Here is a 25695-nt window from a genome sequence, read left to right as displayed (position 1 = left end):
ACGGGGACGCGGGCTTCAGCCCGCTGCCGCCTCAGCCGCATCCGCGCCCCCCTCGACGACCGGCCGGGACTCGTCGGAGGTGGACTTGACGCGGCGGTCGAGCAGCGAGTCCAGGATTTCCCCGACCCGTATGGCGGTGTTGGACAGCAACGACGTCGTGATCCCGTGCGTGTGCTCCGTACCGCCCTGGAGGTAGATGCCGCAGCGCAGTTCGGCGTCGGTGGCGATCCGGTAGTCGCGCTCGACACGGACGCGGCCCGCGTCGTCGCGCAGGCAGCGCCCGGCGACCTCGCCGAGCAAGGCGAGCGGATCGGCGGGGCTGTAGCCGGTGGCGAAGACCACGACATCGGCGTCCAGGGCGGATTCCTCGTCCGTCACCAGGGACTTCACCGTGGCGCGCACCCGGTCGCCCGCCGTTTCCACTCCGGTGACCCGGGACACGTTGAGGAAGCGCAGCCGTTCGGTGCCGAGGACCTTTTCCCGGTACATCTGCCGGTAGAGGTCGTCGATCAGGTCGATGTCCACCACGGAGTAGTTGGTGTTGCCGTGGTAGGCCATCAGTTGGCTCTTGACGTCCTCGGGCGCGGCGAAATAGTCGTCGACCGCCGCGGGGTCGAAGATCCGGTTGGCGAAGCTGCTGTCGTCGGCGGGGCTGTAGCCGTATCGGGAGAACACCGCGCAGACCTCCGCGTCCGGAAAGCGGCGGTGCAGATAGGCGACGTTCTCGGCGGCGCTCTGACCGGCTCCGACGACGACGAACCGGGAGGGTGACGCACCCTCCAGGCCGTCGACCTTCCGCAGCAGGTCGGAGTTGTGCCAGACCCTCTCCCCGCGCTCGACGCCGTCCGGCATGAGAGGGCGCAGCCCGGTGCCGATGACGAGGTTGCGGGCCCGGTGCACCTCAAGTCCCTCTCGGGAACGGACGGTCACATCGAGGTGTTCCACCACGCCGTCGCTGACGAACGGCGTGACGGAGACGACTTCGTGGCCGTAGGAGACCAGATCCTCGACCTGGGCCGCCGCCCACTCGAAGTAGTCGTGGAACTCCACCCGCAGCGGGAAGAGGTTCTTGTGGTTGATGAAATCGATCAGCCTGCCCCTGCTCTGCAGGTAGCAGAGGAAGCTGTACCGGCTGGCCGGGTTCCGGAGCGTCACCAGGTCCTTGAGGAAGGACACCTGCATGGTGGCGTCGTCGATGAGCATGCCGCGGTGCCAGCCGAAGCCCGCCTGCTGCTCGAAGAAGTGAGCGGTGACCGGCTCCTGCCCGTCGACGCCGGCGTTGTGCTCGCTGAGCGCGATCGCCATGGCCACGTTGGACGGGCCGAAGCCGATGCCGATGAGGTCGTGGACCAGCGGTGTGTCGCCAGGAAGAACCTGTGACATGTCACTCCCATCGTCCGGGAAGGACGCCTGTCAGGCGTGGTGGGGAAGCGAAGGATGGGCATGCCGAAGAAGCCGCCCCATGTGAACTTAGGTGAGCCTAAGCTCACTTTGCAGCGTTGTCGATAGGACAAACTGGCCGAGACATTAGCTGATGGAGCGTCAACTATGGCTTGAAACAAGCCCTGTTGCAGCACCAGGTAAGGCTTGCTTTACTTGCCGCGGTCCATCCCTGCTCCAAGGAGGTACCCCATGCGGGTCGTCATGTTCGGTTACCAGACCTGGGGGCACCGCACCCTGCAAGCCCTCCTCGAATCCGAGCACACGGTGGTGCTGGTCGTGACGCACCCCAAGAGCGAGCACGCGTACGAGAAGATCTGGAGCGACTCCGTCGCCGACCTCGCCGAGGAGCACGGCGTGCCGGTCCTGATCCGCAACCGGCCCGACGACGAGAAGCTGTTCCAGCGCCTCAAGGAGGCGGACGCGGACATCATCGTGGCCAACAACTGGCGGACCTGGATCCCTCCGCGCATCTTCGGCCTTCCCCGGCACGGCACGCTGAACGTCCATGACTCACTGCTGCCGAAGTACGCCGGGTTCTCGCCGCTGATCTGGGCGCTGATCAACGGCGAGAGCGAAGTCGGCGTCACCGCGCACCTGATGGACGAGGAGCTCGACGCGGGTGACATCGTCCGGCAGGAGGCGATCCCGGTCGGTCCGACGGACACCGCCACCGACCTCTTCCACCGGACCGTCGACCTCATCGCCCCGGTCACCATCGGCGCCCTCGACCTCATCGCCTCCGGGCAGACCGAGTTCACCCCGCAGGACCGCTCCCGGGCGACCTTCTTCCACAAGCGCTCCGCCGAGGACATCCGCATCGACTGGAGCTGGCCGGCGGAGGACCTCGAACGCCTGATCCGCGCCCAGTCCGCCCCGTACCCCAGCGCGTTCACCTACCACAAGGGCAAGCGGCTCGAAGTCCTCACCGCCGTCGTCTCCCGGAACAACTACGGAGGTACACCCGGCCGCATCTTCTACCGGGAGGGCGAGGGCGTGGTCATCGTCGCCGGAGCCGATGCCCGCACCGGCCGCAACCGCGGCCTCGCCATCACTCGCGTGCGGACGGAGGACGGCCGCGAACTGCCCGCGACCGACTACTTCACCTCCATGGGCGGGTACCTCACGGGGCGCCCCTGACACACCCGGGGCACACGACCGGTGATCCGCTTCGTGTACCGCAGGAAGTCAAGGAGTTGACGGTCAGTCAGCCGTACTCGGATGCCCATGATCCGCCTGGCGCGCGCTCAGGGCACGGAACCCGGCGTGACCGGCCTGACGACGGCCTCCACGGTGACGGGACCGGACCGCTGGAAGTCGAGGGTGAAGGTGACGCGGTCTCCGGGACGCCACGTCGCGTCGGCGGCAAGGGTCACAGCCGCTCCGTGCGGGGACATCTCCGCCTCCCCGTACGCCGGGACTTCCACGCTTCCGGCCCGTTCGCGGTAGGCCCCGTTCGCCGCGTTCATACGATGCACGGTCAGCTCGGGGTCCGATGCGGCCCAGGAGGAGACCGAGCGGAGCCGGTCCGGCGCGCCGCCGGTGTTGGCGAGGTGGAAGTAGGCGTTGGTGTTCCGCCCGGGCACCACCGGCAGCAGGACCCTGGCCTCCCGCACCTCGATCCTCGCGGGGCTGCCCGCGTATCCGGCGACGGTCCAGGCGGAGAGGCCGCCGACAGCGGCAAGGGCGGCGGCCACCACTGCCCCTGTCCCGGCCCCCTGTCCCGACCGCCTCCCGTGCACGACGGAGGCGGCCGGGGCCCGGATGGAGGGGCTTCATGAGCGCGCGCTCCCTTGCGGAGAGGACGGGGATATGAGCTTCGCCGCCACGGTGACGGCGGGGTCGGACGGAGGCGTCACACCATGCTCCGTGAGGCGGTACGGCTCGCGGCGAGCTGGGCCAGCGACCGCAGTGCCGCCCCGGTCCCGGCCCGCGCCCGGGCCTCCAGGAACCGGCCCAGCAGGACGAACAGCGGTACGCCCACCGCCGCTTCGAGATAGACGTGTGCCGTTCCTTCGGAGGCCGAGGGCACCAGGGTGAACGGCATCCGCATGCCGGGCACCCCCGCTCCGCCCAGGAACAGCGCGTACGCCGACCAGAGGAACGACGCGAGCACGCCGAGCGAGACCAGCGTGTCCATGGTGGCGGCGGCGTGCCGCAAGGCGCTCAGGGCACGGCGGTGGAAGGGCCAGGCACCCCGGGCGGCCACGGGAGCGGCGAGCACGAAGCACAGCCACTGCCAGTTGTCGAACTGCAGCGGAGGGGCCATCGACAAAGCAAGGACGGGCAGGGACAGCGCCGCGGTGACGAGCAGCCGCTCACGTTCCCGCCGGGCGTCCTCGTCGGGCGGTCTTCGCTTCGGGCCCGGGATCTGCCGTCTGCTCCACAGAGTGCTCCTCGACGTTCTGGACGCGAGCCGTGGTGCGACGGCTCGTGGCACCGAAGAAGTCGGAGGTGGCCAGGCCGGAGTTCCCCGGCGTACGGGTGAACGGTGTCACAGCGCCTTTACGGGCGATGCGGCCGGAGCTTCGGCAGGGGTTTCCGGAGCGATCGGTGCGCGAGGAGGGAAGGCCGTGCGGGCTCCCAGGAGGCCCGCGCGCTCGCCCTGGTGCCGCGGGGCAGGGCGGGAATCACGGGGCTCCGCCCGCCCGTAGCGTCGCGCGCATCGACGGGAGCGGGTCCGGGGAGCCCCGCTGCCCGGACCGCGCGGCTGTCATGCGCTGACGGCTGCGTCGAGGCGGCCGGCTTTGGCCTCCTCGATCAGGGACCCGAACTGGTCCGCGCTCATCTCCACCCGCTGCCCGAAGTCATCGGTGATCACGATCCGGCGCTCCGGCGGAGCACTCTCGTCCACGAACAACTGCGGGCATCCGCAGTCGCAGTTCCCGCAGAAGGTGGCCAGGGGTTCGGGGGACTGGGTCATCGCACTCTCTCTCCTCCACGCTCGCCGGGCTCCGGGGAGAACAAGGAGCCCGCGTAACGAGGTGATGCCCACGGCCCCCGGGCGGCAAGCCTCGTCGGCCTCCGGTGCGGGAGCACGAAGAGGCGGCCGCGCGCACCCGATGCTCCCGAAAGTCCGAGGGCGGCGGGAACTGAAAGGCACCGGCCCGCGACCTCTCCCGTGTCGGCGGTGCGGGACCGCCAGGCCGCCGAAATGTCGGACCAAAGTGCGGAACACCGGACAGGGGACCCGGCCTGGAGGTACCGCGGCGGCAATGCCAGGATCAGGAGCCATGTCGGTGGGATGGCGGTTTCGCGCCACACGGTCCGCGCTCTTCGCGGTCGTGTGCGTATCGCTCGCCGCCCTTGGCCACGTCCTCATGTCGGACGCCCCGCTTCCTTGGTGGGCTCTGGGCCTGTGCGTGGCGGGAGTCGGCTCACTGGCCTGGCTCGCCGCTGGACGGGAGCGAGGCCAGGCCGCCGTCGTCGCTCTGACCGTCGCCGTACAGGGAGCCTTGCACGGGAGCTTCACGCTCGTTCAGAGCGCGCAGCAGGCAGCCACGGCACCCGGAGGTGATTCCGGGCTCGCCGTGAAATGGGCGGACGCCCTGCTCTGCGGCCCGCACAGTGACACAGCCGCCGCGGCGCGCGCCTATGACGTGGCCGCCCAGGCCGGGCTGATCGACAGCATGCCGCTGCCCCGCCTCGACGGTGGTTCCGCCGCCATAGCGGCGCTCGGACACACCGTCCACGGAGCCCACGCGGCGCAGCCCGTGCACGGCATGGGAGCGATGAGCGGCACCGCCTCCTGGGGCATGCTCGCGGCACACGTGGTGGCAGCGCTGCTGTGCGGCCTGTGGCTGGCCCGCGGCGAGCGCGCCGCCTTCCAGATCCTCCGCGCCTTGGCGGACCGCTTCCATCTCCCCCTCGGACTACTCGGCGCGCTGTGCCCGCCGCCGTCCGCGCCTACCGCGCCCGCTGTCGATCGCTCCGCCACGTGCGCGCGTGCGCGCTTCCTCGTCCACACGCTCGTCACCCGGGGACCTCCGGTGGAGACCGCTGTCCGCTGACAGCTGGATCACGTCGGCCTCGCCATCGCCGACGTGCGTCCGTGCACGTGCTGCACGGTCGCGATCTCCCACCTCCCGGACCGGGGCAGGCCCGTGGGGCCGCGCCCCGTCCGGACATCCGGAAGGAACCGCACCTCCCATGCTTCCCGCCCAAAGACGACCCGAGGTGACGGATGACGATGTCACCGCCTGGGCTCTCGGCGCCGCATCCGGCGACGCCGATGCCCTTGAGCATGTCTTCCGCGCCCTCCACCACGACGTACGCCGCTACGTCTCCGCGCTGGCCGACGACCCGCAGGTGGCCGAGGACCTGATGCAGGAAACCTTCCTGCGCGCCGTCAGCTCGGTCCATCTCTTCCAGGGCCGCGGCTCGGCCCGCGCCTGGCTGCTGGCCATCGCCCGCCGAACCGTCGTCGACAGCCTGCGGCGCGCCGCTTCCCGGCCGCGTCTGGCCGACACCTCCGACTGGCAGTACGTCGCGGAGTGCGGCCAGCCGCGTGACCTGCCCGGCTTCGACGAGGGCGTCGCCCTGATGGCCCTCGTCCACTCCCTGCCGGACGACCGCCGCGAGGCGTTCGTCCTGACCCAGCTCCTGGACATGCCGTACGACGACGCGGCCCGGACCAGTTCGTGCCCCGTCGGGACCATCAGGTCCCGGGTCTCACGAGCCCGCACGGCGCTCTGCGCCATGCTCGACGACACGGCGGAGCCGGCTCTGGCCCGCTGATCGGAACCGGTCCCGTCACAGGTGCGACCGCTCGGGGCGTCGATCACGCCCCGAGCGGCGATACGGCGGTGCCGACGAGCCCGCGAGCAGCTGCCCGACGGTCGTTCCGCACGGATGGCTCGTCCCAGCTAGGCCGCAGCGGCACATCGGCGGCCGGAGCCAGGCGCCACGTTCGAACGGTGGCAGGAGCGGCCGACCGGCAGAGGCGGGGCCCGGTTCCGGATGCGCTCGCACCGGAGCCGGTTTCCGGATCGGTTCGCGCACACCTCTTGTTGATTGGTATGGACCAATGCCATCCTGCTGGCGCGGACACCACCCCCTAACTCCCCTGACGCGGGCTGGTGTTGCCGAAACTCCCCAAGAACCTCCCGACGGCCCCTACACGTACGAGAGTGAGCCCCGATGCCCTCTGCCCGGCGCCTTATCGCCGCAGCCTCCGTTGTCGCCTCCGCCGCGACCTTCGTGTCCCTGACGCCTTCGCCCGCGAGCGCGCACGGCTCCGTGTTCGGCCCGGTCAGCCGGGTGAGCGCCTGCTTCGCCGAAGGCCCTGAGGCGCCGAAGTCCCAGGTCTGCAAGGATCTTGTCGCCGACTCGGGGACGCAGCCGCTGTACGACTGGAACGAGGTGAACATCGCCGACGCCGACGGCCGGCACCAGGAGGTCATTCCCGACGGCAAGCTCTGTTCCGCCAACCGCGAGAAGTACCGCGCCCTGGACTGGGCCCGCACCGACTGGCCCGCCACGACGGTGGCCGCGGGTTCCTACGACTTCGACGTGAGGGTCACCGCGCCCCACCTGGGCACCATGACGATGTACATCACCAAGCAGGGCTTCGACCCGGCCAAGCCGCTGAAGTGGTCCGACCTGGACCCGACGCCAGTGGGTACCCACCCCACGCCGCGCACCAGCGACAACGGCTACCACCACTTCACCGGTTCCCTCCCCGCCCGTACGGGCCGCCACATCATCTACAAGGTCTGGCAGCGCCACGACAGCCCCGAGGCGTTCTACGGCTGTTCGGATGTCGTCTTCGGCACGGCGGGCGCAGCCGCTGCCAAGGTTCCGGCCGAGAACAGGATCGAGGCGGGCGCGGCCCACTCGTCCGTCAGCCACAAGGGCCACGGCGGGGACGAGCAGGCGCCCGTACTGGTCTCCGCCGCATCACGGCCCGCCGACTCCCCGCTGTCAGGCGGCGTGGCCTGGGCAGCCGGCGCTGCCCTGTTCGCGGTGAGCGTCCTGCTCTTCGGCCGCAGTCGCCGCCGGACGAGCTGAGACACCGGCTCTCCGGGCTGCCCCTCGTCATCCCGCCTCGGACCTGGGCGCCGCTGCGAGGAGAGCCCGAGTGTTGCCCGGCCTCCGCCTGCCGACCGCGCGTTTCGCCACCTCCCGCCTCCGCGGGGCGGGTTGCGGTCGGCAGGCCGCCCGCGACCGCATCCCGATCGGGCGACGCCGCAGCCTCGCGCCGCACACCCTGCTCCGGTGTTCAGAAGTACGCGGGCGAAATCCCGCGGGCACCCGGGAACTCCGGCCCGTCGTCACCCGACTACTGGGACGCGGGCGGTGGACACCCGTCGCTCCGCAGGGTTCGGAGCCGAGGAGAGGCGTGGGATGGGCGGGCTGGACGTACGCATGAGAGGGGTGAGCTGTCGGCACGGCCGCGTCGAGGCGGTGTCCGAGGTCGACCTGGAGATCGCCGCCGGTGAGCGTGTGGCGCTGACGGGCACGAACGGCTCCGGTAAGACCACCCTGCTGCGTGCGATGCTCGGCCTGCACCGCCAGGTGACCGGATCGATCTCGGTCGGCGGCCGGGAGACCGGCTCCCCCGCAGAGTGGTCCTGGCGGCGCCGGGCATGCGCCTGGATACCTCAGAAGCCGGCCGCGGGCCGGTTCCCCCTCCTCGGTGCCGAGTTGCTCGCCAGCAGTGCGGCGCCCCGGGACGCGGGCGAAGCCGCCTGTCGGCTGGGCGTCGGGGACCTGGTCGGACGTCCTCTGCACACGCTCTCCGGCGGCCAGTTGCAGCGCATGTACCTGGCCCGGGCGATCGGCTGCGTCGCCGCGGGCGCACAAGTGCTGCTGGCCGATGAGCCCACCGCCGCCCTGGACTTCGACGGGCAGGAGGAAGCTGCGGACGTCCTCACCTCACTGCCCGTCACCCTGGTCGTGGTGACGCACGACCGCGCTCTGGCGGACCGCTGCGACCGCGTGCTGGAGATGGCGGCGGGCCGGCTGCGGGAGGTCCGGTGAACCCGGTGCACCTCGCCACCGCCGAGCTGGGCGAGCTGCTCCAGCTGCTTCCCGTCCAGCGGGCCGGACTCGCTCTGCTCCTCGCGGCGATCGGACTGCCTGTCATCGGGGTGGTCATCGTCGGGCTCGACATCATGCCGGTCCGGTTCGCGATGATGCATGTCGCTCTGCTCGGCATCGCGGTCGGACTGCTCACCGGTCTGGACCCCATGCTGTGCGCGCTCGTCGCCTGTGCACTCGCCGGAGCCGGAGTCGCCCCGCTCGCCCGCACACCCGACGGGCTGTCCGGAGCCATGGGCCTGCTGATGAGCCTGGCCATCGCTGCCGCGCTGCTGCTGCTCGCCGTCTCGGGGGTCAACGCCTCCGGGGCCTTCGCCCTCCTGTGGGGGTCGATCCTCTCGGTCGGTACGTCCGACCTGATCGTGCTCGGCGTGCTGGCCGCCGCCGTCCCCGGCCTGTTCTGGTGGCGGCGGCGTGACATCGGCCTGCTCCTGCACGACCGGGAGCTGGCCCAGTGCTCCGGCGTCCCCGTCCGCGCGCTGACCGCGATCCTCCTCGTCCTCGTCGCGATCGCGGTAGCCGGGGCGATCAAGCTCACCGGCGCCCTCCTCGTGGACGCCCTGACGCTGCTCCCCGCGCTCGCCGCTCGCCGCCTGGGCAGCTCCCTGAAGTCGATCACCCTCTGGGCGGTCGGCATCGGGGTGGCCGTCAACGCGACCGGATTCCTGCTGGCCCTGTGGCTGGACTGGCCGCCCGGCCCCGTACTCGTCCTGACGGCGGGGGCTCTCGTCCTCGCCGTGCACTTCATACCCGAACGGAGAATCAGCTCATGGCGCGCACCCGCGTCCGCATCACTCCCCTCCTCGCACTGAGCGCGGCACTCGCCCTCGTCACCGGCTGCGGAGACAGCACCGGCCCCAAGGCCTCCGACGACGCCCGGGCCGCGGCGAAGGACAAGCCTGTCGTGGTCGTGACCACGACCTGGGAGGGCGCTTTCGCGAAGGCCGCCGGAGCCGAGGACGTCAAGGTCATCGTGCCGCAGTCCGTCCACCACGCCCCGGACTACGACCCGAAGCCCTCGGACCTGGCTGCCGTGGCCGAAGCGGACTTCGTGCTGTACGCGCCCTTCGAGCCGTACGCGGCGAAGATCAAGGAGGCGGTGGGTTCCGGGGCGAAGCTGGTCGAGGTCAATCTCGACAACGACCCCGCCAAGGTCAGGGCGGAGGTCGGCAAACTGGGCGCGCTCTTCGGTACGGAGGACGCCGCCACGAAGTGGAAGGCCGGGTTCGAGACCGAATACGACCGGCTGAACAAGGATGTCCAGGGCGCGTGGCCCGGTGGCAAGGCCCCCTCCGTCGTCTCCCAGGTCTTCACCACCTGGGCCGCGACGCTGGCGGGTGCCACGGTGGCGGGTACCTACGGGCCGGAAGCGGTGACTCCGGCGCAGCTCGCCGCACTCTCCGCGAAGAAGCCGGCCCTGGTGCTGGACAACGCCCATATGTCGACCGGGACGGTGCTGCCCGAATCCGGCGCCGAGCAGGTCGACATCGTCAACTATCCGGGGGACGACCTGGACCTGCTGTCGGTCTACCGCAACGCGGCGACCGAGCTCAAGAAGGCCATGGGTACCTCCTGACCACTAAGGGCTGCCCGGGCATGAGCGGGTGGCGAGAGTGTCCGCGTGGGCGGCCACCTCACGAACCGATGGGGCCCGGCGGCCGTCAGCCGCCGGGCCCCGTCCGTCACCCGGCCTGGGCGAACGGCGCGGCTCCGGGGACGCCGTGCTGAGCCTGCTGCGGACTGTCGGCGAGGAGTTCCTTGAGGGCAGCGCGGTCGGGCTTGCCCGCGGGTGTCAGGGGTATCGACTCCACCACGAGGAGCCGTTCGGGGTGTTTGCGCCGCTCCAGCCCTCGTGCCGTCAGATGCTCGCCCAGGATGTCCAGCGTGGGAACCCGCGGGCCCCGCGCGACCACACAGGCCGCCAGCCGCTCGCCCATCAGCGGATCGGGGACGCCTACGCACACCACGTCGCGGACGTGGGGATGAGAGCGGAGTTCACGTTCGACCTCGGCCGGGCTGATGTTGGCGCCGCCGCGTATGACGATGTCCTTCAGACGTCCGACGACGTGCAGGACGCCGTCGGCGTCGAGGTGGCCGAGGTCGCCGGTGCGTACCCAGCCGTCGGGGGTGCGGTAGAGGGCGTCGAGATCCGGGGCGGCCACGTAGCACAGCGGTGTCATGGGCCCCCGGGAGACGATCTCGCCGATCTGGCCGTCGGGCAGGGGCTCGTGGGTCACGGGGGCCGCGATGCGGATCTCGGCGACCCGGGGGTCGGGGCGGCCCGCCACGACCCCCGAAGCGCTGGTCGGAGGTACCTTGCTGCCCAGTCCCGTGTGGCAGTTGACTCCGTCGGCGGAGCCGTAGAGGTTGACCACGGGGCAGCCGAAGACCTCGGCGGCGGCGAGTGCGGTGGTCTCGTCGAGCGGGGCACCGCCCAAGACCAGCGCGGTCGGGGGCGGCAGCGGCTCGCCCGCCGCGGCCGGCCGATCCAGCATCATGCGGACCGCCGTGGGAACGCCGAGGACGTGGGTCGGCTCGTGCTCCCGTACCGCCGCGAGGGCGGCCTCGGGCGAGAAGTGGTCGAGCAGGACCAGGGTGCCTCCGTGCCGTGCGAGGGTGACGGCGGTGCCGTTGGACCCGAAGGCGGAGGCGAGCGGTACGAGGAAGAGGCAGCGCGGCGGTTTCCCGTCCGGGATGAGCGAGGCGAGGAAGTTTCCGCGCCCGCCGGCCAGCGCGTTGTGCGAGTACGCGATCATCTTCGGCTCGGCCTCGGAGCCCGAGGAGACCAGGATGCGCGCTGCGCTGTCGGGGTCCGGGCGGGCGGGGACGAAATCGCGGGCGTCCCTGCGTATGAGGTCCGGCCACGGGGTCGTCCCCTCGGGTGCGCTCCCGGGCCCGACCGCCACCACGTCGCGGAGGGCGGGCAGTCCCGGGGAGAGTGCGTGCAGGTCGGCCGCGTGGCGGCTGCCTCGGTACTCGATCGCGGCGATGACGGCGACGGCTTCGGCCCGGCGGAGCAGGGACTCGGCCTCCAGGGGGCCGCGGCCGGCCGGGAAGGGCAGGGCGACAGCGCCGAGGGCGGCCAGGGCCAGGTCGGCGATGACCGCGTTGCGGTTGTCGGGCAGTTGCACTCCCACCACGTCGCCCTCGCGTACGCCGAGATCCCGGAGGCCGGTGGCCAGGCTTCGGACCTTGCGGTCCAGGGCGGTGTAGCAGAGCTTTCCTCTGTCATCCAGGACGGCCGTGTGGTGCGGGTCGGCGATCTGGCGGGCTCTGAAGAGGCTGTAGAGGTCGAGTCCCGGGCAGGTGCCGTCGGCCACCCAGGATCGGCGGAGTTCGGCGGGCAGCAGGTCGTGCGGCGAGAAGGTCACGCGAAGCTCCAGGGGTCGGGAACGGCGGGGGCACCATGCGCGTCACGGCTGATGGAGCCCGGGAACCGCGCGTCGTGGTGGAGGGTGGAGAGATCGGTGGTGACGGCAGTGGCGGTGAGACCCCGCTGACCCAGCCGGGCCAGCGCGTCGCTCGTGGAGAGTTCACGCAGGTCGTACGAGGCGGCGGACTCGGCGCTCGCATCCGACGGGGCGATCCAGCCGTCGGCGGTCGGCAGCGGGTGCCGGAATCCGGCGGGCCGCCGGGCGTCCTCCCCGGAGGCCGCCCGCCGCAGCGCGGGGCCGGTCAGGGTGTCGGCGGCGCCGAGGAGGGAGGAGTCCACCCGTACGCCGCTGCCGGTGCGTTCCCTGAGCAGCAGCCCGGCGAGCACGGCTTCGGCGCCGTGCAGTCCCCCGAGCACGTCGAGCAGGGTCATCAGGGAAGGGGCGGGCGCCTCGCCTTCGGGACGGACCGCCTCGCCCACCCCGGTGCGGGCCTGCACCATGAAGTCGGTACCCATGGGGGCGTCCTGGAGCCGGTCGGCCCAACCGCTCGTGTAGGCGTAGACCAGGGCGGGGTTGACCGAGGTGAGGTCGTCGGCGTCGAGGCCGAGTTCGGCGGCCTTGCCCGGGGCCCAGTTGTGCAGGAAGACGTCGGCTTCCGCGGCCATCTCCCGCAGTCGACGCCGGTCGCCCTCCGCCTTGATGTCGATCTCCACGGCCTTCTTGCCCCGGTTGAGCGCGAGCCAGCGGGCGGATATGCCGGAGCAGGCGGGTGGCATGCCACGCAGCGGATCGCCGCCCGGCGGCTCGATCCGGATGATCTCGGCCCCCAGCAGACCCAGGAGGCAGGCGGAGAGGGGGGCCTGAATCCGTCGGCCCGCCTCCAGGACGGTCAGCCCGGCGAGCGGCTGGGCGGAGGAGGGGGCGGCTGCCGTACGGGGGTTCGTCGAGGCGGGGCCGCCGAGCGGCCGCAGCGACCAGGGCGCTGAGCCGTCGGTCTCCAGAGCCCGCTCCGCCAGGGTCCTCAGTACGCAGACCTCGGCGCCGGAGTCCACCGCGGCCTGCCGGATCCGCGGGAGGGGGTGCGCCCGGGTCGTGGTGTGGAGTGCCTCGGGGAGGGGGGCGCAGGCGGTGGCGTAGCGGAACTGGAAGGGCCGCCACCCCGCCCGTATCGCGTCGGCCGGGGCCTCCAGGGCCCGCCAGAATCCGGCCCAGGCCTCCGGGTCGAGGGTCTCCAGCTCGAACAGCACTCCTTCGGCCGAGGTGAAGGGCGGTCCCCCCGGGGCGAGTTCGGTGGATTCGCCCTCGTCGGCACCGGCCGCTGCCAGGTACTGGGAGACGGCGAGCAGCCCGGCCCGGTCGGCACGGGCGGTGAGGTGCGAGGACGTGGCTCCGCGGGCCTGCCCGACGAGGCCTGCGAGCAGTCCTTGGACGGTGAGGACCGCGGTGGCCGTCGCCGCGTAGTCGACTGCCAGGCCGCGCGGGCTCCCGTCGCGGCGGCCGTGGACGGCCATCATGCCGGTCGCGGCCTGTACGGTCGCCTCGTCGACGAGCCCGCCGGCGGGGTTCCCCCAGGCCGCGGTCGCGCAGGCAGGATCGAAGCCCCCGCCGGAGAGCGTGATGCGGCCCGACGGGTCTGTGTGGTCGACCTCGTCGGGTCGCGCTCCGAGCAGCCACAGGTGCCGGGCGACGACACCGGTGATCTGCGGGGGCCCTGACGTGCCGAAACTCAGTGCGTCGAGGGGCCGGTCCGTCTGCGTGGTGGTGGGCAACGCCATGCCTCTCCTCTCCCGGCGCAACGGTGGCCGTCGCCCGGGTCGAACGGGGTGCGGGAACTCGGAGAGGTAGTCACCCGACCAGTTCCACAGACAGAGAGTCGGACAGCAGTTCCCGTGGGTTCCCGGAAATGAGGAGGAATGCAATGGCGAATTCAGCTACCGCACGCGTTGGATCGACTCAACACGCTTCAGGTGCTGGTGAGTTGAGCGAGAGGATCGACACCTTCATCCGAACGAGGGTGATCCCCGCCGAGACCGTGCTGGACGCGGGTGGCGGCGACGCGACCGGCGCCCTGAGGGAGTTGCGGGCCGCGGCACGGGCCGCCGGGCTGTGGGCCCTGCCGCTCCCGGCGGACCTGGGCGGCGGCGGCCTGACCTTCCCCGAGTACGCGGCGCTCGCCGAGACCGAGGGCGCCAGCGACCACGGTCCCGCCGCACTGGGCTCCGCCCCGCTGCTCGACGTCACCATGCTGAGACGCCACGGCAGCACCCGGGTGCGCGAGGAATACCTGAAGGGGCTGGTGGCGGGCGAGATACACAGCTGCTACGCCATGACCGAACCGGGTGCGCCGGGCACCGCCCCGCTCCTCACCGAGACCCGGGCCGAGGCCCGGCCGGACGGCAACTGGTCTGTCAGCGGCCGCAAGTGGTTCACCTCCGGCGCCGCGGGTGCCGATCTCGTCACCGTGATGGCACGCACCGGGGGGACGGCACGCGATCGTGACGGGCTGGCCCTGTTCGTCGTACCGACCGGCTCACCCGGGTTCCGCGTCGTACGTGAGCTCCCCGTACTGGGGGCGGCGGGCCAGTACGAGATCGAACTCGACCGGGTGGTGGTTCCCGCCGACCACCTCCTCGGCGCGGAAGGCGACGCCCTGGCCATCGCGGGCGAACGGCTCGCGCTCGGCCGCACCCTGCGCTGCCTGCGCTGGCTCGGCCAGGCCCAGCGGGCCTTCGACCTCATGTGTGAACGTGCCGCCACCCGCGACGGATCGCGCGGGCCCCTCGCCGACCACCAGTTGGTCCAGCAGCACGTCTTCGACGCGCTCCTCGCCCTGCGCACCACCCGCCCCCTGGTCCACGAGGCGGTCGCGCTGATCGCGGCGGGCAGGGACGCCCGTACGGAAGTGGGGCTGGCCAAGGTCGCCGCCGCCCGGATGCTCCAGCAGGTCACCGACTCCGCCATCCAGGTGCACGGCGCCGCCGGGCTCGGCCCCGACACCGCGCTGCCGTCCCTGTTCCGCGGCGGGCGGGCGGCCCGCATCCTGGACGGCCCGGACGAACTGCACATCACCTCGGTGGCCGGCCGGGTACTGCGCGGCTACGGCCAGGGGCACGGTTCCCCTACACACGGGTGATGTCGACAAGACCGTCGAGAGCGGCCAGTCCGAGGGCAAGGAAGAAGTCGCCCCAGATCAGTTCATGGCGCACCGCCAGGCCCTTGGCCGCGTCGTAGCAGCCGTCCAGGAGCATGCCCGCCGGGCGCCCGGGCCCCGGTCCGGTGAGGTGGGCCTCGACCAGGCGGTTCAGGATCGCCACGGCCCGGTGCGAACACGCCGCCGCCCGGGGTCCCCCGGCACGCGCCAGCTTGAGCAGTGCGACGGCGGTGATCGCCGCCGCCGAGGTGTCCACCGCCCCCTGCGGCCTGGACACGTCATCGGGCGGGACGACCGGCCCGGTCAGCACCTCCGTCCGCGCCAGCAACTGCTCGGCGGCCAGGGCGAGCCGCTCCGGCCGCCGGCCGGCCACATCCGGACGCAAGCGCGCGTCGGCGACGGCCAGGAGCATCCACGCCTCGCCCCTGCTCCAGCCCGGTGCGGGGTCCTCGCGGGGGCGCCACCCCGTTGCCGCGTCGAACTGCCAGGCAGGCGTCGGCCGGCCGACGCTCCCGGCGGGCCCCTCGCCGAGAAAGAGGCCGAGGTGCCGGTGCAGATGTGCCGCCGCCACATTCGGCCCGTCGCCGCCCGCTCCGGCCAGGAGGGGCACCAGACCCGGTACGGCGTCCGCCCGGGCCAGGAGCCGGGGTCCGCCGAACGCCGCACCCCAGGGCACGGTCCCGGACTCGGGATCGTACGAGGCCAGGCAGGCCCGACCGGCCGCTCCTCGCAGCGCGGCGGCTTCCTCCGCGTCGAAGGCCGGAGCCGTGGCGTACCAGAAGATCAGCCCCCGGGTGGCGGTGTCGGCGTCCACCCACGGCGCCAGACGGGCCGTGCACCGGGCCGCGGCGAGCCGGTCCGCTTCGCTGCGCGTGCAACGGGCTCGCAGCCACAGCAGCCCGGCCCAGAAGCCACCGGTCCATGAACCGCGGCCGGTCGTCGTCCACCGGCCGTCGCCGGGCTCGGCGTACAACGGGAAGCGCTCGCCGACCTCGGCCTCGGTCGCCGTCACCCGGCCGACGACGGCTGCGAGCGCCCGGCCGGCCCAGTCGTCGGCCGTCATCCCGCCGTCCCCGTCCGCGGGCGCCGGTCCCTTACGCTCCAGAGGAAGGCGACCGCACCCGCCGCGGCGAACTCCACCGCCACGAGCAACCAGCCCGTCCCGTACCGGCCGCTCTCCGCGAGCAGGCCGAACAGGGGCGGGCCCACGGCGAATCCGGCGAAGAACCCGGCCGCCACGAGCGCCGAGTCCGCTCCGGCCCGGCCAGGTGCGGCACGCTGCATGACCAGCACCATCGAGACGGCGTTGCCGGAGACCGCGAACACCCCGATGGCGACGGCACCGGCCCACACCAGCGGTACCGCGAGGAGCCCGGCTGCCAGCAAGGCCGCCGCACCCACCGCACCGCAGGCCAGCAGACCCGGCAGCCACTCGGCGCGCCCCGGGCGGGCGGCCTTCGACCAGCCGATCCGCCCGAGGATGCCCGCCACCCCGAGGACGGCGACGAGGCCGCCGGCCACGGTCGGCCCCATCTCCAGGCGCTCCACCCCGTACAGGGCCAGGTAGGTGTTGACGGAGGCGATGCCGGCTCCCAGGAACAGCGAGAAGCCCGCCAGCCACGCCACCATGCCCCGTGGCACGTACGACGTGGGAGCGGGCGGAGCCGACGCCGCCGACGGGTCCACCGGCAGGGCGCGCAGCGCCCACACCCCGGCGAGCAGAGCCACCCCGGCGGCGGTCCACACCGCGCCGCGCCAGCCGAGACCGCCCGCGAGCGCGGCCAGCGGCAGCCCGGCGGCGAACGCTCCCAGCTGCACACCGGACTGTTTGAGGCCGGTCACCGCACCCCGCCGGGCAGGTTCGACCGTCGCCAGGATCGCCTTGTTGGTGGCGGGGTTGGCCAGAGCCTGGGGTATTCCCCCCAGCGCGACCGCACCCAGCAGCAGACCCGCTCCGGGAGCGGCCCCGATCAGCGCGAGCGCGAGGGCGGAGACGAGGAACAGGAGCACCAGCGAACGCCGGGGCCCGATCCGGTCCACCATCCGGCCGCCGCTCGGGGACAGCACGGCAGCCGTCCCGAATCCGACCGTGGTCGTCAGTCCCAGCATCGTGGGTGTGATGTCCAGCGCCTCCACCAGGCGCGGCCCCAGGGCGCCCAGCAGGAACAACTGCAGCATCGAGAACGCCATGGCGCAGGTCAGCAGCGCGTTCACGGCGCGGGGCTCCCGCCCTCCCCCACCCGGCGCTGTCGCTGCCGTTGTTCTCTCCGCCACCACAGAAGTCTCCGTTCCTCACGCGTTGCAACAGCACGACCCACCGAGAAGACAGTCGGGTGAACCGGCGCTCCGGTTCCCTCATTCCCGTCCGGAGTCCTGTGACGACGTTCCTGCGCGGAGCCCGAAGGCCGACGCCACACACGCCACATGATGTGCTCGGAGGATCAGTGCGAGACGATCGGCAGGCTCACGAAGCCCTCTTCCACGCTCGCGAGGAGACCGACATGAAAATGCTCATCAACGTCCCGGAGACCGTCGTCGCCGACGCCCTGCGGGGTATGGCGGCGGCGCACCCCGAACTGACCGTCGATGTGGACAACCGGATCGTCGTGCGGCGGGACGCTCCCGTGGCGGGGAAGGTGGGGCTCGTCTCCGGGGGCGGGTCGGGGCACGAGCCGTTGCATGCCGGGTTCGTCGGGCCCGGCATGCTGTCGGCGGCCTGTCCCGGGGAGGTGTTCACCTCGCCCGTGCCGGACCAGATGGTGCGGGCGGCGGCGGCCGTCGACAGCGGGGCGGGGGTGCTGTTCGTCGTCAAGAACTACACCGGTGATGTGCTGAACTTCGAGATGGCCGCCGAGCTCGCCGAGGACGAGGGCGTGCAGGTCGCCCAGGTGGTGGTGGACGACGACGTGGCCGTCAGCGACAGTACGTTCACCGCGGGGCGGCGCGGTACGGGGGCGACCCTGTTCGTCGAGAAGATCGCCGGAGCGGCGGCGGACGAGGGTGCCCCGCTGGAGCGGGTCACCGCACTGGCGCGGCAGGTGAACGGGGCCTCGCGGAGTTTCGGGGTGGCGCTGAGCGCGGTGACCACGCCGGCGAAGGGCAGCCCCACCTTCGATCTGCCGCCCGGGGAGCTGGAGTTGGGCATCGGCATCCACGGCGAGCCGGGGCGTGAGCGGCGGTCGATGATGACGTCCGGGGAGATCGCCGACTTCGCCGTGAACGCGGTGCTGGAGGATCTCCGCCCGACCGGCCCCGTGCTGGCCCTGGTCAACGGCATGGGGGCGACACCGCTGCTGGAGCTGTACGGGTTCAATGCCGAGGTCCAGCGGGTGCTGTCCGAGCGGGGTGTCACCGTGGCTCGTACGCTCGTCGGGAACTACGTGACGTCGCTCGACATGGCAGGCTGCTCGGTGACGCTGTGCCAGGTGGACGAGGAACTGCTGCGACTGTGGGACGCGCCCGTGCGGACGGCCGCGCTCCGCTGGGGCTGCTGACGCCCCCTGGGACCCGACCGAGGAACAGGAGATCACGTGCTCGACGCCGACTTCTTCCGCCGCTGGATGGCCGCCACCGCGGCCTCCGTGGAGCGGGAGGCGGACCATCTGACCGAGCTGGACTCGGCCATCGGGGACGCCGATCACGGAAGCAACCTCCAGCGCGGCTTCACGGCGGTGACCGCCGCGGTGGGGAAGGAGGCCCCCGCCACCCCGGGCGCCGTGCTCACCCTGGCCGGGCGGCAGCTCATCTCCACCGTCGGCGGGGCGTCCGGGCCGCTGTACGGGACGCTGCTGCGCCGTACGGGCAAGGTCCTCGGGGAAGAGGCCGAGGTGACGCCGGACCAGTTCGCCCAGGCCTTCGCCGCGGGGGTCGCCGCGGTCGGGCAGCTGGGCGGGGCGCAGGCCGGGGACAAGACGATGCTCGACGCGCTGCTGCCTGCGGCAAAGGCCCTGGCCTCGTCGTTCGAGGGCGCCGCGAACGCGGCCCGCGCGGGCGCCCAGGCGACGGTGCCGTTGCAGGCGCGCAAGGGGCGTGCCAGCTATCTCGGTGAGCGCAGCATCGGGCATCAGGACCCGGGGGCGGCATCGGCGGCGCTGCTGGTGGAGGCCCTGGCGCGGACCGCGGCGGACGGGGGCGGCGCATGAGCGGCGAGCCGCAGGTGGGCATCGTGCTGGTCTCCCACAGCGGCCCGGTCGCCGACTCGGTGGCCGAGCTGGCCCGGGGGCTCGCCGCCGGTGGGGTGACCGCACCGGTCGCGGCGGCAGGAGGACTGCCGAACGGCGGGCTCGGTACGAGCGCCGAGCTCATCGGCCGCGCCGCCGCATCGGTGGACCGTGGCGTCGGGGTCGCGGTCCTCGTGGACCTGGGCAGTGCGGTCCTCACGGTGAAGGCGATGCTCGCCGAGGGCGACGAACTGCCCCCGGACACCCGGCTGGTGGACGCGCCGTTCGTGGAGGGTGCGGTGGCCGCCGTGGTGACCGCATCGGCGGGCGGCGACCTCACGGCGGTGGAGGCGGCGGCCTCGGAGGCGTACGGCTACCGCAAGACGTAGGGGCCACGACGAAGGGGTTAGGTGATATGCCGACAGGAAGGCGCAGCGCGGGGCTTCTTCTCTTCCGGGTCACGGGAACCGGGAGCGGCGGTGAGCGGGACGTCGAGGTGCTGATCGGGCACATGGGCGGCCCGTTCTGGGCGGGGCGGGAGGCGGCCGCCTGGTCGGTGCCCAAGGGCGAGTACGGGCCGGAGGAGGACGCGGAGGCGGCGGCCCGGCGGGAATTCGTGGAGGAGCTGGGGGTGCCCCTCCCGCCCGGCGACTGGATCGCGCTGGGCGAGGCCCGGCAGCGCAGTGGCAAGACGGTGACGGTGTGGGCGGTCGAGGCGGAGCTTGACGTGGGCTCCGTGGTGCCGGGGACGTTCACGATGGAGTGGCCGCGCGGCTCCGGCGTACAGCGGGAGTTCCCGGAGATGGACCGGTTCGCCTGGTGTACGCCCGAGGTGGCCGCCGAGCGGCTGGTAGCGGGCCAGCGGGTGTTCGTCGACCGGCTGCGCGCTCAGGTGCGCGGGAGGGCCGCCTCCCCCGAGGCGTAGACCGGCGTCGCCCCTGCCGGGCGGCCGTCGCGCAGTTCCAGGACGTCGCCGGTGAAGCGGGCGCGGAAGCTGCGGTCGTGCGAGACGACGACGACCGCTCCCCGGTACTGGTCGAGGGCCGCCTCCAGCTCCTCGACCAGGCTGAGCGCGATGTGGTTCGTCGGCTCGTCCAGCACCAGCAGATCGGCCGGCCGGGTCATCAGGCGGGCCAGCGACAGCCTGCGCTGCTGGCCGATGGAGAGCGCCGCGACGGGCACGGCCAGGTCCTCGGGCCGGAACAGGCCGAGGGCCAGGAGCTCGTCGGCGTACTCGTCCAGGAAGCCGGGGCGGCCCGCCGCGAAGGTGGCGAGCAGGGTGCGCCAGGTCGGCCGGGCGGGCAGCTCCTGCGGGAGGTAGCCGACCCGGGCGCGGCGGTGGACCGTGCCGGTGTCGGGCGTCAGGTCCCCCGCGAGGACGCGCAGGAGCGTGGACTTTCCCGCACCGTTCTCTCCCGTGACCAGCAGGCGCGCTCCGGACTCCACGCGCAGGGAGGGGAGGTGGAGGCGGTCGCCCACGGAGACGGAGTCCAGTTCGAGGAGCGTCCGGGGGGCGGCGCCCCGGCCCTCGGACGCGGCCGTCCCCTCGGTTTCCGTCGGGCGGCCGGTGAAGGCCGGCGGGCGGGGCGGGGCCGGTACGGGGGTCCGGCGCAGGGCCTCCAGCCGGGTGCGGGCGGCCCTGACCTGGCCGGACAGTTTCGCCTCGTGGGAGCGGCGGTGCTTGCCGAAGCCCTGCTTGGGGTCCTTGCCGGTGGCCGCGAGCCGTTGTCCGGCGGCCTCGGCCAGCTCTTCGGTGCGGGCCAGCTCCGCCAGGTACTCCTGGTGTTCCTGGGCCCGGCGGCGGCGGGCGGCGGCCTTCGCGGTGCGGTAGCCGTCCCAGCCGTCCCCGTACCGGGTGACCGTGCGCAGGTCGCGGTCGACCTCCAGGATCACCGAGGTGACGCGCGCCAGGAACGCCCGGTCGTGGGTGATCGTGACGACGGTGCCCCGGTGGGCGCGCAGGTGCTCCTCCAGCCAGCCGACAGCCCGTGCGTCGAGGTGGTTGGTCGGTTCGTCGAGCAGCAGCAGTTCGGGGGCGGCGGCCAGGACGCAGGCCAGGGCCAGCCGGGACCGCTCGCCGCCGGACAGGGTGGCGAGGGCCCGTTCGCGGGTGATGTGGGCGAGGCCGAGTCCGTGCAGAGCGGCTTCGGTACGGGCGTCCGCCCGGTAGCCGTCGCGGTCCTCGTAGGCGGCGAGGAGGTCTCCGTACGCCGCGAGCTCCGCGTCCATGGGCCCGGGGCCGCCGGGCTTGCGCTCCGAGAGGGCCGCCTCCGCCGCGCGGATGCGGTGTTCGAGGTCGCGCAGTTCGGCGAGGGCCGCGTCGACGGCGTCCTGTACGGTCCCGGCGGGGTCGAGGTCGAGCGTCTGGGCGAGGTAGCCGGTGCCGCCGGGGAACCGAACGGTGATCTCGCCGCTGTCCGGCGCTTCCACCCCGGCCAGCAGCCGGAGCAGGGTCGACTTCCCGGAGCCGTTCTCGCCGATCACGGCGGTCTTCTCGCCGGGCCGGACGGTGAGGGTGACCTGGTCGAGTACGGAGCGGTCCCCGTACGCCTTGGAGATGTCCTTGACGGTCAGTTGAGCGCGGTCGCGCTGGGGGTGCATGGGTGCCTGTTCCCTGGGTGACGGCCCGCGACAGCGCGCACGGGGGTGCGGCGGGAGAGCGGGGCGTGGATGCCGGACGGCGGAGGGGACGGCGAGGGCACGCGCGGCTCGCGAGCGCGCGGCGGCCGTCCGGGCCGGGAATCAGCGGAAGTAGTAGTACGAACCCATGGCGTCGAGTGTAACGGGGGTGCCGCCACCCGTGCCGGGGATTTCTCCCCGGGGGTACCGGGCGGGCCACGGGGAGCGGGGGCGGGGTCAGTCGCCGGGGGGAAGGACGGCCCGGCCGTTGCTCCGGCCTTCGCGCGGGTCAGGGCGCAGTGGCATCAGGGGACGGCTGGGGGCCCGGGCGCTCTCTCAGACAGCGGCGGCCCGTCGGCGCAGCCGGTCATCGGCCGGTGCCCGGCGCAGGGCGAGCGCGGCGATGTCGTCGCGCCGGACGCCGTCGGAGAAGTCCTCCAGGTCGGCGTGGAGCGCGGCGAGCAGTTCGCGCGGCCCCCGCCCGGCCCAGCGCCCGACCCGGTCGTCCAGGGGGTAGAACGCCCCGGCGGCGTCACGGGCCTCGGTCACCCCGTCGGTGACGACGAGGAGCGTCGCGTCCGGCGGGAGGGCGAACGACTCGGTCGTACGGATCTCCCTGCTGAGCCCGGCGAGGCCGAGGGGCACGTACGTCCGGTGGAGCGTGACGGCCGAGGCCCGGCCCTCGTGCAGGAGCCTCGGCGGCAGGTGGCCGCAGTTCACGGCCTCCACGCGGCCGCTCTCGTCGAACCCGAGAACCAGCGCGGTGACGAAGCGCTCGGCCTCCCCCGTCTGGGCGGAGAAGACGTTGTGCCGGACGACGGCGTCCTCCAGGGCCTCCACCACGCCGGTGAGCGTGGGCTCGCGGATCGCCGCCTCACGGAACGCGGCGATGGCCGCGAATCCGGCGCCGATGGCCGCGATCCCCTTGCCCTGGACGTCCCCGATGATCACCCGGGTGCCGTGGGGCGACTGGACGACCTCGTAGATGTCGCCGCCGACGAAGCGGTCCTCCTCGATCGGCTCGTAGAGCCCGTGTGCGAAGAGGTGATCGGTCACGACGGGCAGTGGCCGCAGGATCTGGCGCTGTAGCGCGACGGCGGCGGAGCGCAGCCGCGCCATCTCGGTGGCGTGGCGGATACGGGCGGCGCAGGCGGCGACGCCGAGAGCACAGGCGAGCACGGCGAAGCCGATGCCGAAGACGAAGTCCCAGAAGGTTCCGTCCGCGCCGACCCGGAAACCGACGACGACCGTGGTGATCCACACCGCGACCCAGACCGTCTGGCGGAGGGTGCAGTAGACGGAGGCCAGGGCCGGGACGACCACGAGCAGCGGAACGACCCGCAGCTCGTCGCCCGTCGTGTGGTCGAGGAACACCACCAGCACGGTCAGCAGCGCCAGCCCGGCGGCCAGCGGCCAGTCGCCGATCCGGCCCGCGGACGCCGCGATGACGCCCGTGTCCGGGGCGACGGCCGGTTCCGTACCGGGCAGGGCGGCATTCCGGGTCCGGGCCGCGTTCCGGCCTCGTGCCGTGTGCTGCTTCCGTGCCATGCGCAGGTTCCTCATGGGCACGGCCTGTCCTCCCGCTGGGTCTGTCGTCGCCGCCCGCACTTTCGGCCGGTCCCTTCCAGTTGACCGGGACCCGGGCGTCGGCGCAGGAGGGCTTAGGACCCTCAGGGGGTGCCGAAGGTCCCGGGCGGGACCTGTGGCCCGGGACTTTCGGCCCCGGCGGGGCCGGGTCAGCGCAGCGGGGGCCTGCGGGGCGTGTCGGCCGACGGAGGCTTCGCGGGGGCGAGGGCGGAGAGGAACTCCGTCCGGCGGCGGAGCCGGAAGCCGAGCGATTCGTAGAGCCGGATCGCCCCGGTGTTGGACCCGGCCGCGTGCAGGAACGGGGTTTCGCCGCGCTCGCGGATTCCGTGCGCGACCGCCAGGACCAGTCGGCCGGCCAGCCCCTGCCCCCGTACGGACTCGTCCGTGCAGACGCCGCTGATCTCGGTCCAGCCGGGCGGGTGCAGCCGCTCCCCTGCCATCGCCACCAGCGCCCCGTGCCGCCGGATGCCCAGGTAGACGCCCATCTCGACGGTGCGCGGCAGGAAGGGGCCGGGGCGGGTTCGCGCCACCAGGTCCAGCATCTCCGGCACGTCCGCCGGGCCCAGCCGGACCGCTTCCGGGTCCGGGGCCGCGGCCACCGACTCGTCGACGAGCTGGACGCCCTCGGCCCGGAAGAGGATCTCCCAGTCGTGCGGCGGCGGCTCCTGGAACGCGGTCAGGGCTATGGGGCCGTCGTCCCCGGCGAGCGCCGCGACATCGGCCCAGTCCTGGGCGTCCGGGGCGTCGGGGAGCGCCAGCCACGGGCTGACGTCGACGGGGTAGCGCAGGATGCGCCCGCGGCGCACGGCGAAGTGGGCGTGCGGGCCGGTGAGGGAGGACCGGGCGGGGTTGTCCAGCGGATGGTGGCGGGACGGGGGGAGCGGGTCGGCCTCGGGGCGGGCCTGGTGGTGTGCCGTGGGGCTGCCGGGGTGCTGCACGGGACGTTGCGCCTTTCCGGGTCGTCGGCGTCGGACGGCGGACGGCCGCGTCGAGCACGCCACGCCCACCAGGGGAAAGGCCGATGCCCACGGCGCGTATTCCACGACCGGCCGCTGTTCATGAGACCGCGGTCGACCGAGCGAGCCGCCCGGCCCCGGTGGCCCGCCCCCCGCCGCCCCGCGCGCGGCGCACGCCCGCGCGAAGGAGCGGCGAATTCGACTCATCCCTAGGCCGATACGCGCCGGTCGGGCCCCAACTGCCCCTCGCCTGTGGCACTCTGGTGGCGACCGCCCCACCGGGCTCCCCCGTACCGGTGGGGCGGTTCTGCGCGCCTCCGCGGCTTCCGCCCTCCCTGTGACGGCACTTCAGTGCCGAACAAGGCTCATTTCCGGCCAACTCGCGCCACGTGGCCAGATCACCTTCCTCTTTCACGTATGACGGCCCCGACTCAGGGCAGGCGACGAGACCTCATGGCCTACGACCAGGGGAGCGTGACGGAATGACGGAGCACAGTGCGCAGATCGCCGGTACGGAGCGGGCGGGCGCCACGGAGGAACTTCCGTGGATCGAGGACGCCGGGAAGGTCGCCCCGATGGACGCGCGCCGGCTCTCACGCCTCTTCTTCGACCGCCTCCAGGTGCTGGACGAAGGCACGCACGAGTACCAGTACGCGCGCAACACCCTCATAGAGATGAACCTGTCCCTGGTCCGCTTCGCCGCCGGCCGCTTCCGCAACCGGGGCAGCGGCGACATGGAGGACATCATCCAGGTCGGCACGGTCGGGCTGATCAAGGCGATCGACCGGTTCGACCTCTCCCGGGAGGTCGAGTTCACGTCGTTCGCGGTGCCGTACATCGTGGGTGAGATCAAGCGGTTCTTCCGCGACACCAGCTGGGCGGTGCATGTGCCCCGGCGCCTCCAGGAGCTGCGGGTCGACCTCGCCAAGTCGAAGGAGTCCCTCGCGGGCGACCTCGACCGGGACCCGACCGTGCCGGAGCTCGCGGAGCACCTGGGCATCGAGGAGTCCGAGGTCACCGAGGGCATCGTCGCCTCCAACGGGTACACGGCGGGTTCCTTGGACATGCCGACCGACACCTCCGAGGCCGGGCCCCACGGGACGGCGGGGCGGACGTTCGCCGACGTGCTCGGCGAACCGGACCCCGCGATGGAGACCGTCGAGAACCTCCACGCCCTCGCACCGCTGCTGGACGAACTGGACGAACGTGAACGCCGGATCATCGACATGCGCTTCGGCCGCGAGATGACCCAGGCGCAGATCGGCGCGGAGCTGGGGATATCGCAGATGCATGTGTCCCGGCTGCTGAACCGCATGCTGGGCAGGCTGCGGAGCGGCATGCTCACCCAGGAGTGACCCCTCGGCCCG

Annotated in this window: 23 protein-coding genes and 1 pseudogene; 13 read left to right on the top strand and 11 right to left on the bottom strand. The window is 72.7% G+C overall.

Annotated elements, in window-relative coordinates:
• Positions 1 to 15: 15 nt before the first annotated feature.
• Positions 16 to 1383 (bottom strand): lysine N(6)-hydroxylase/L-ornithine N(5)-oxygenase family protein, encoded by a 1368-nt coding sequence (locus ACZ5WC_RS23440; protein WP_468542622.1) that lies wholly within the window; start codon positions 1381 to 1383, stop codon positions 16 to 18.
• Between the two features lie 249 nt (positions 1384 to 1632).
• Here ACZ5WC_RS23440 and ACZ5WC_RS23435 point away from each other — a divergent pair, with 249 nt between their 5' ends.
• Positions 1633 to 2580: a methionyl-tRNA formyltransferase gene (locus tag ACZ5WC_RS23435; protein ID WP_468542621.1), complete on the top strand. Its 948-nt coding sequence runs from the start codon at positions 1633 to 1635 to the stop codon at positions 2578 to 2580.
• Between the two features lie 107 nt (positions 2581 to 2687).
• Here ACZ5WC_RS23435 and ACZ5WC_RS23430 read toward each other — a convergent pair whose 3' ends face one another.
• The 3 genes and pseudogenes from ACZ5WC_RS23430 to ACZ5WC_RS23420 form a co-directional block, all read right to left on the bottom strand.
• A complete protein-coding gene (locus ACZ5WC_RS23430) occupies positions 2688 to 3137 on the bottom strand; it encodes a copper chaperone PCu(A)C (protein WP_468542620.1) in 450 nt (149 codons plus the stop codon).
• Positions 3138 to 3307: 170 nt separating this feature from the next.
• Positions 3308 to 3781 (bottom strand): annotated as a pseudogene (locus tag ACZ5WC_RS23425) (heavy metal translocating P-type ATPase); the annotation flags it as partial.
• Between the two features lie 372 nt (positions 3782 to 4153).
• Positions 4154 to 4363 carry a hypothetical protein gene (locus ACZ5WC_RS23420; RefSeq protein WP_468542619.1) on the bottom strand — a complete coding sequence of 70 codons (210 nt, stop codon included), beginning with the start codon at positions 4361 to 4363 and terminating at the stop codon, positions 4154 to 4156.
• Positions 4364 to 4673: 310 nt separating this feature from the next.
• On the opposite strand from ACZ5WC_RS23420, the gene ACZ5WC_RS23415 reads away from it, so the two are divergent.
• The 6 genes from ACZ5WC_RS23415 (at position 4674) to ACZ5WC_RS23390 (ending at position 10057) form a co-directional block, all read left to right on the top strand.
• Positions 4674 to 5450, top strand: a complete 777-nt coding sequence (locus ACZ5WC_RS23415; protein WP_468542618.1) for a hypothetical protein — start codon at positions 4674 to 4676, stop codon at positions 5448 to 5450.
• A 139-nt stretch (positions 5451 to 5589) separates the two neighbouring features.
• Complete coding sequence (locus ACZ5WC_RS23410; protein ID WP_468542617.1) at positions 5590 to 6177, top strand: sigma-70 family RNA polymerase sigma factor; 588 nt, start codon at positions 5590 to 5592, stop codon at positions 6175 to 6177.
• Between the two features lie 402 nt (positions 6178 to 6579).
• Positions 6580 to 7449, top strand: a complete 870-nt coding sequence (locus ACZ5WC_RS23405; RefSeq protein ID WP_468542616.1) for a lytic polysaccharide monooxygenase auxiliary activity family 9 protein — start codon at positions 6580 to 6582, stop codon at positions 7447 to 7449.
• 336 nt (positions 7450 to 7785) lie between these two features.
• Entirely contained in the window at positions 7786 to 8421 is a 636-nt protein-coding gene (locus tag ACZ5WC_RS23400; RefSeq protein ID WP_468542615.1) for a metal ABC transporter ATP-binding protein, read from the top strand.
• Complete coding sequence (locus ACZ5WC_RS23395; RefSeq protein ID WP_468542614.1) at positions 8418 to 9293, top strand: metal ABC transporter permease; 876 nt, start codon at positions 8418 to 8420, stop codon at positions 9291 to 9293. The genes ACZ5WC_RS23400 and ACZ5WC_RS23395 overlap by 4 nt, the downstream gene beginning before the upstream one ends.
• The gene (locus ACZ5WC_RS23390) at positions 9251 to 10057 is read left to right on the top strand and encodes a metal ABC transporter solute-binding protein, Zn/Mn family (RefSeq protein ID WP_468542613.1); all 807 of its coding nucleotides are present in this window, start codon (positions 9251 to 9253) and stop codon (positions 10055 to 10057) included. The genes ACZ5WC_RS23395 and ACZ5WC_RS23390 overlap by 43 nt, the downstream gene beginning before the upstream one ends.
• Positions 10058 to 10163: 106 nt before the next feature.
• On the opposite strand, the gene ACZ5WC_RS23385 is transcribed toward ACZ5WC_RS23390, so the two are convergent.
• The gene (locus ACZ5WC_RS23385) at positions 10164 to 11852 is read right to left on the bottom strand and encodes a class I adenylate-forming enzyme family protein (RefSeq protein WP_468542612.1); all 1689 of its coding nucleotides are present in this window, start codon (positions 11850 to 11852) and stop codon (positions 10164 to 10166) included.
• A complete protein-coding gene (locus ACZ5WC_RS23380; RefSeq protein ID WP_468542611.1) occupies positions 11849 to 13630 on the bottom strand; it encodes a CoA transferase in 1782 nt (593 codons plus the stop codon). Before ACZ5WC_RS23380 ends, ACZ5WC_RS23385 begins: the two co-directional genes overlap by 4 nt.
• A 143-nt stretch (positions 13631 to 13773) precedes the next feature.
• Between ACZ5WC_RS23380 and ACZ5WC_RS23375 the strand changes: the two genes are divergently transcribed.
• Complete coding sequence (locus ACZ5WC_RS23375) at positions 13774 to 14988, top strand: acyl-CoA dehydrogenase family protein (RefSeq protein WP_468542610.1); 1215 nt, start codon at positions 13774 to 13776, stop codon at positions 14986 to 14988.
• On the opposite strand, the gene ACZ5WC_RS23370 is transcribed toward ACZ5WC_RS23375, so the two are convergent.
• Complete coding sequence (locus tag ACZ5WC_RS23370; protein ID WP_468542609.1) at positions 14975 to 16069, bottom strand: sugar ABC transporter permease; 1095 nt, start codon at positions 16067 to 16069, stop codon at positions 14975 to 14977. The genes ACZ5WC_RS23375 and ACZ5WC_RS23370 overlap by 14 nt on opposite strands.
• Positions 16066 to 17220, bottom strand: coding sequence for an MFS transporter (locus ACZ5WC_RS23365; protein WP_468542608.1), 1155 nt, complete (start codon positions 17218 to 17220; stop codon positions 16066 to 16068). The genes ACZ5WC_RS23370 and ACZ5WC_RS23365 overlap by 4 nt, the downstream gene beginning before the upstream one ends.
• A 287-nt stretch (positions 17221 to 17507) precedes the next feature.
• Here ACZ5WC_RS23365 and dhaK point away from each other — a divergent pair, with 287 nt between their 5' ends.
• Genes dhaK through ACZ5WC_RS23345 form a run of 4 tightly spaced genes read left to right on the top strand, consistent with a single transcriptional unit; the run spans position 17508 to position 20091 of the window.
• Entirely contained in the window at positions 17508 to 18500 is a 993-nt protein-coding gene (gene dhaK / locus ACZ5WC_RS23360) for a dihydroxyacetone kinase subunit DhaK (protein ID WP_468542607.1), read from the top strand.
• Positions 18501 to 18536: 36 nt separating this feature from the next.
• Positions 18537 to 19148 (top strand): dihydroxyacetone kinase subunit DhaL, encoded by a 612-nt coding sequence (dhaL, locus tag ACZ5WC_RS23355; RefSeq protein WP_468542606.1) that lies wholly within the window; start codon positions 18537 to 18539, stop codon positions 19146 to 19148.
• Positions 19145 to 19555, top strand: a complete 411-nt coding sequence (locus tag ACZ5WC_RS23350) for a PTS-dependent dihydroxyacetone kinase phosphotransferase subunit DhaM (RefSeq protein ID WP_468542605.1) — start codon at positions 19145 to 19147, stop codon at positions 19553 to 19555. Before dhaL ends, ACZ5WC_RS23350 begins: the two co-directional genes overlap by 4 nt.
• A gap of 26 nt (positions 19556 to 19581) precedes the next feature.
• Positions 19582 to 20091, top strand: coding sequence for an NUDIX hydrolase (locus ACZ5WC_RS23345; RefSeq protein WP_468542604.1), 510 nt, complete (start codon positions 19582 to 19584; stop codon positions 20089 to 20091).
• Here ACZ5WC_RS23345 and abc-f read toward each other — a convergent pair.
• From abc-f to ACZ5WC_RS23330, 3 genes are all read right to left on the bottom strand, one after another.
• The gene (gene abc-f, locus ACZ5WC_RS23340) at positions 20055 to 21767 is read right to left on the bottom strand and encodes a ribosomal protection-like ABC-F family protein (RefSeq protein ID WP_468542603.1); all 1713 of its coding nucleotides are present in this window, start codon (positions 21765 to 21767) and stop codon (positions 20055 to 20057) included. The two genes, ACZ5WC_RS23345 and abc-f, sit on opposite strands and share 37 nt — an antisense overlap.
• Before the next feature lie 354 nt (positions 21768 to 22121).
• Positions 22122 to 23333, bottom strand: coding sequence for a PP2C family protein-serine/threonine phosphatase (locus ACZ5WC_RS23335; protein ID WP_468542602.1), 1212 nt, complete (start codon positions 23331 to 23333; stop codon positions 22122 to 22124).
• A 188-nt stretch (positions 23334 to 23521) separates the two neighbouring features.
• Entirely contained in the window at positions 23522 to 24229 is a 708-nt protein-coding gene (locus tag ACZ5WC_RS23330) for a GNAT family N-acetyltransferase (protein ID WP_468542710.1), read from the bottom strand.
• Between the two features lie 581 nt (positions 24230 to 24810).
• On the opposite strand from ACZ5WC_RS23330, the gene ACZ5WC_RS23325 reads away from it, so the two are divergent.
• Positions 24811 to 25683, top strand: coding sequence for an RNA polymerase sigma factor SigF (locus ACZ5WC_RS23325; protein WP_468542601.1), 873 nt, complete (start codon positions 24811 to 24813; stop codon positions 25681 to 25683).
• Positions 25684 to 25695: the final 12 nt, after the last annotated feature.

It is taken from the genome of Streptomyces sp. NPDC033165 (assembly GCF_055577965.1).
The sequence above is the reverse complement of the archived record's forward strand: the minus strand, read 5'-3'. Positions and strand labels throughout refer to the sequence as shown.

Coding starts and splice junctions, on each gene's coding strand:
- ACZ5WC_RS23440 (WP_468542622.1), bottom strand. CDS start 1,383: ATGTCACAGGTTCTTCCTGGCGACACACCGCTGGTCCACGACCTCATC.
- ACZ5WC_RS23435 (WP_468542621.1), top strand. CDS start 1,633: ATGCGGGTCGTCATGTTCGGTTACCAGACCTGGGGGCACCGCACCCTG.
- ACZ5WC_RS23420 (WP_468542619.1), bottom strand. CDS start 4,363: ATGACCCAGTCCCCCGAACCCCTGGCCACCTTCTGCGGGAACTGCGAC.
- ACZ5WC_RS23415 (WP_468542618.1), top strand. CDS start 4,674: ATGTCGGTGGGATGGCGGTTTCGCGCCACACGGTCCGCGCTCTTCGCG.
- ACZ5WC_RS23410 (WP_468542617.1), top strand. CDS start 5,590: ATGCTTCCCGCCCAAAGACGACCCGAGGTGACGGATGACGATGTCACC.
- ACZ5WC_RS23405 (WP_468542616.1), top strand. CDS start 6,580: ATGCCCTCTGCCCGGCGCCTTATCGCCGCAGCCTCCGTTGTCGCCTCC.
- ACZ5WC_RS23400 (WP_468542615.1), top strand. CDS start 7,786: ATGGGCGGGCTGGACGTACGCATGAGAGGGGTGAGCTGTCGGCACGGC.
- ACZ5WC_RS23390 (WP_468542613.1), top strand. CDS start 9,251: ATGGCGCGCACCCGCGTCCGCATCACTCCCCTCCTCGCACTGAGCGCG.
- ACZ5WC_RS23380 (WP_468542611.1), bottom strand. CDS start 13,630: ATGGCGTTGCCCACCACCACGCAGACGGACCGGCCCCTCGACGCACTG.
- ACZ5WC_RS23375 (WP_468542610.1), top strand. CDS start 13,774: ATGGCGAATTCAGCTACCGCACGCGTTGGATCGACTCAACACGCTTCA.
- ACZ5WC_RS23370 (WP_468542609.1), bottom strand. CDS start 16,069: ATGACGGCCGACGACTGGGCCGGCCGGGCGCTCGCAGCCGTCGTCGGC.
- dhaK (WP_468542607.1), top strand. CDS start 17,508: ATGAAAATGCTCATCAACGTCCCGGAGACCGTCGTCGCCGACGCCCTG.
- ACZ5WC_RS23350 (WP_468542605.1), top strand. CDS start 19,145: ATGAGCGGCGAGCCGCAGGTGGGCATCGTGCTGGTCTCCCACAGCGGC.
- ACZ5WC_RS23345 (WP_468542604.1), top strand. CDS start 19,582: ATGCCGACAGGAAGGCGCAGCGCGGGGCTTCTTCTCTTCCGGGTCACG.
- abc-f (WP_468542603.1), bottom strand. CDS start 21,767: ATGCACCCCCAGCGCGACCGCGCTCAACTGACCGTCAAGGACATCTCC.
- ACZ5WC_RS23335 (WP_468542602.1), bottom strand. CDS start 23,333: ATGGCACGGAAGCAGCACACGGCACGAGGCCGGAACGCGGCCCGGACC.
- ACZ5WC_RS23325 (WP_468542601.1), top strand. CDS start 24,811: ATGACGGAGCACAGTGCGCAGATCGCCGGTACGGAGCGGGCGGGCGCC.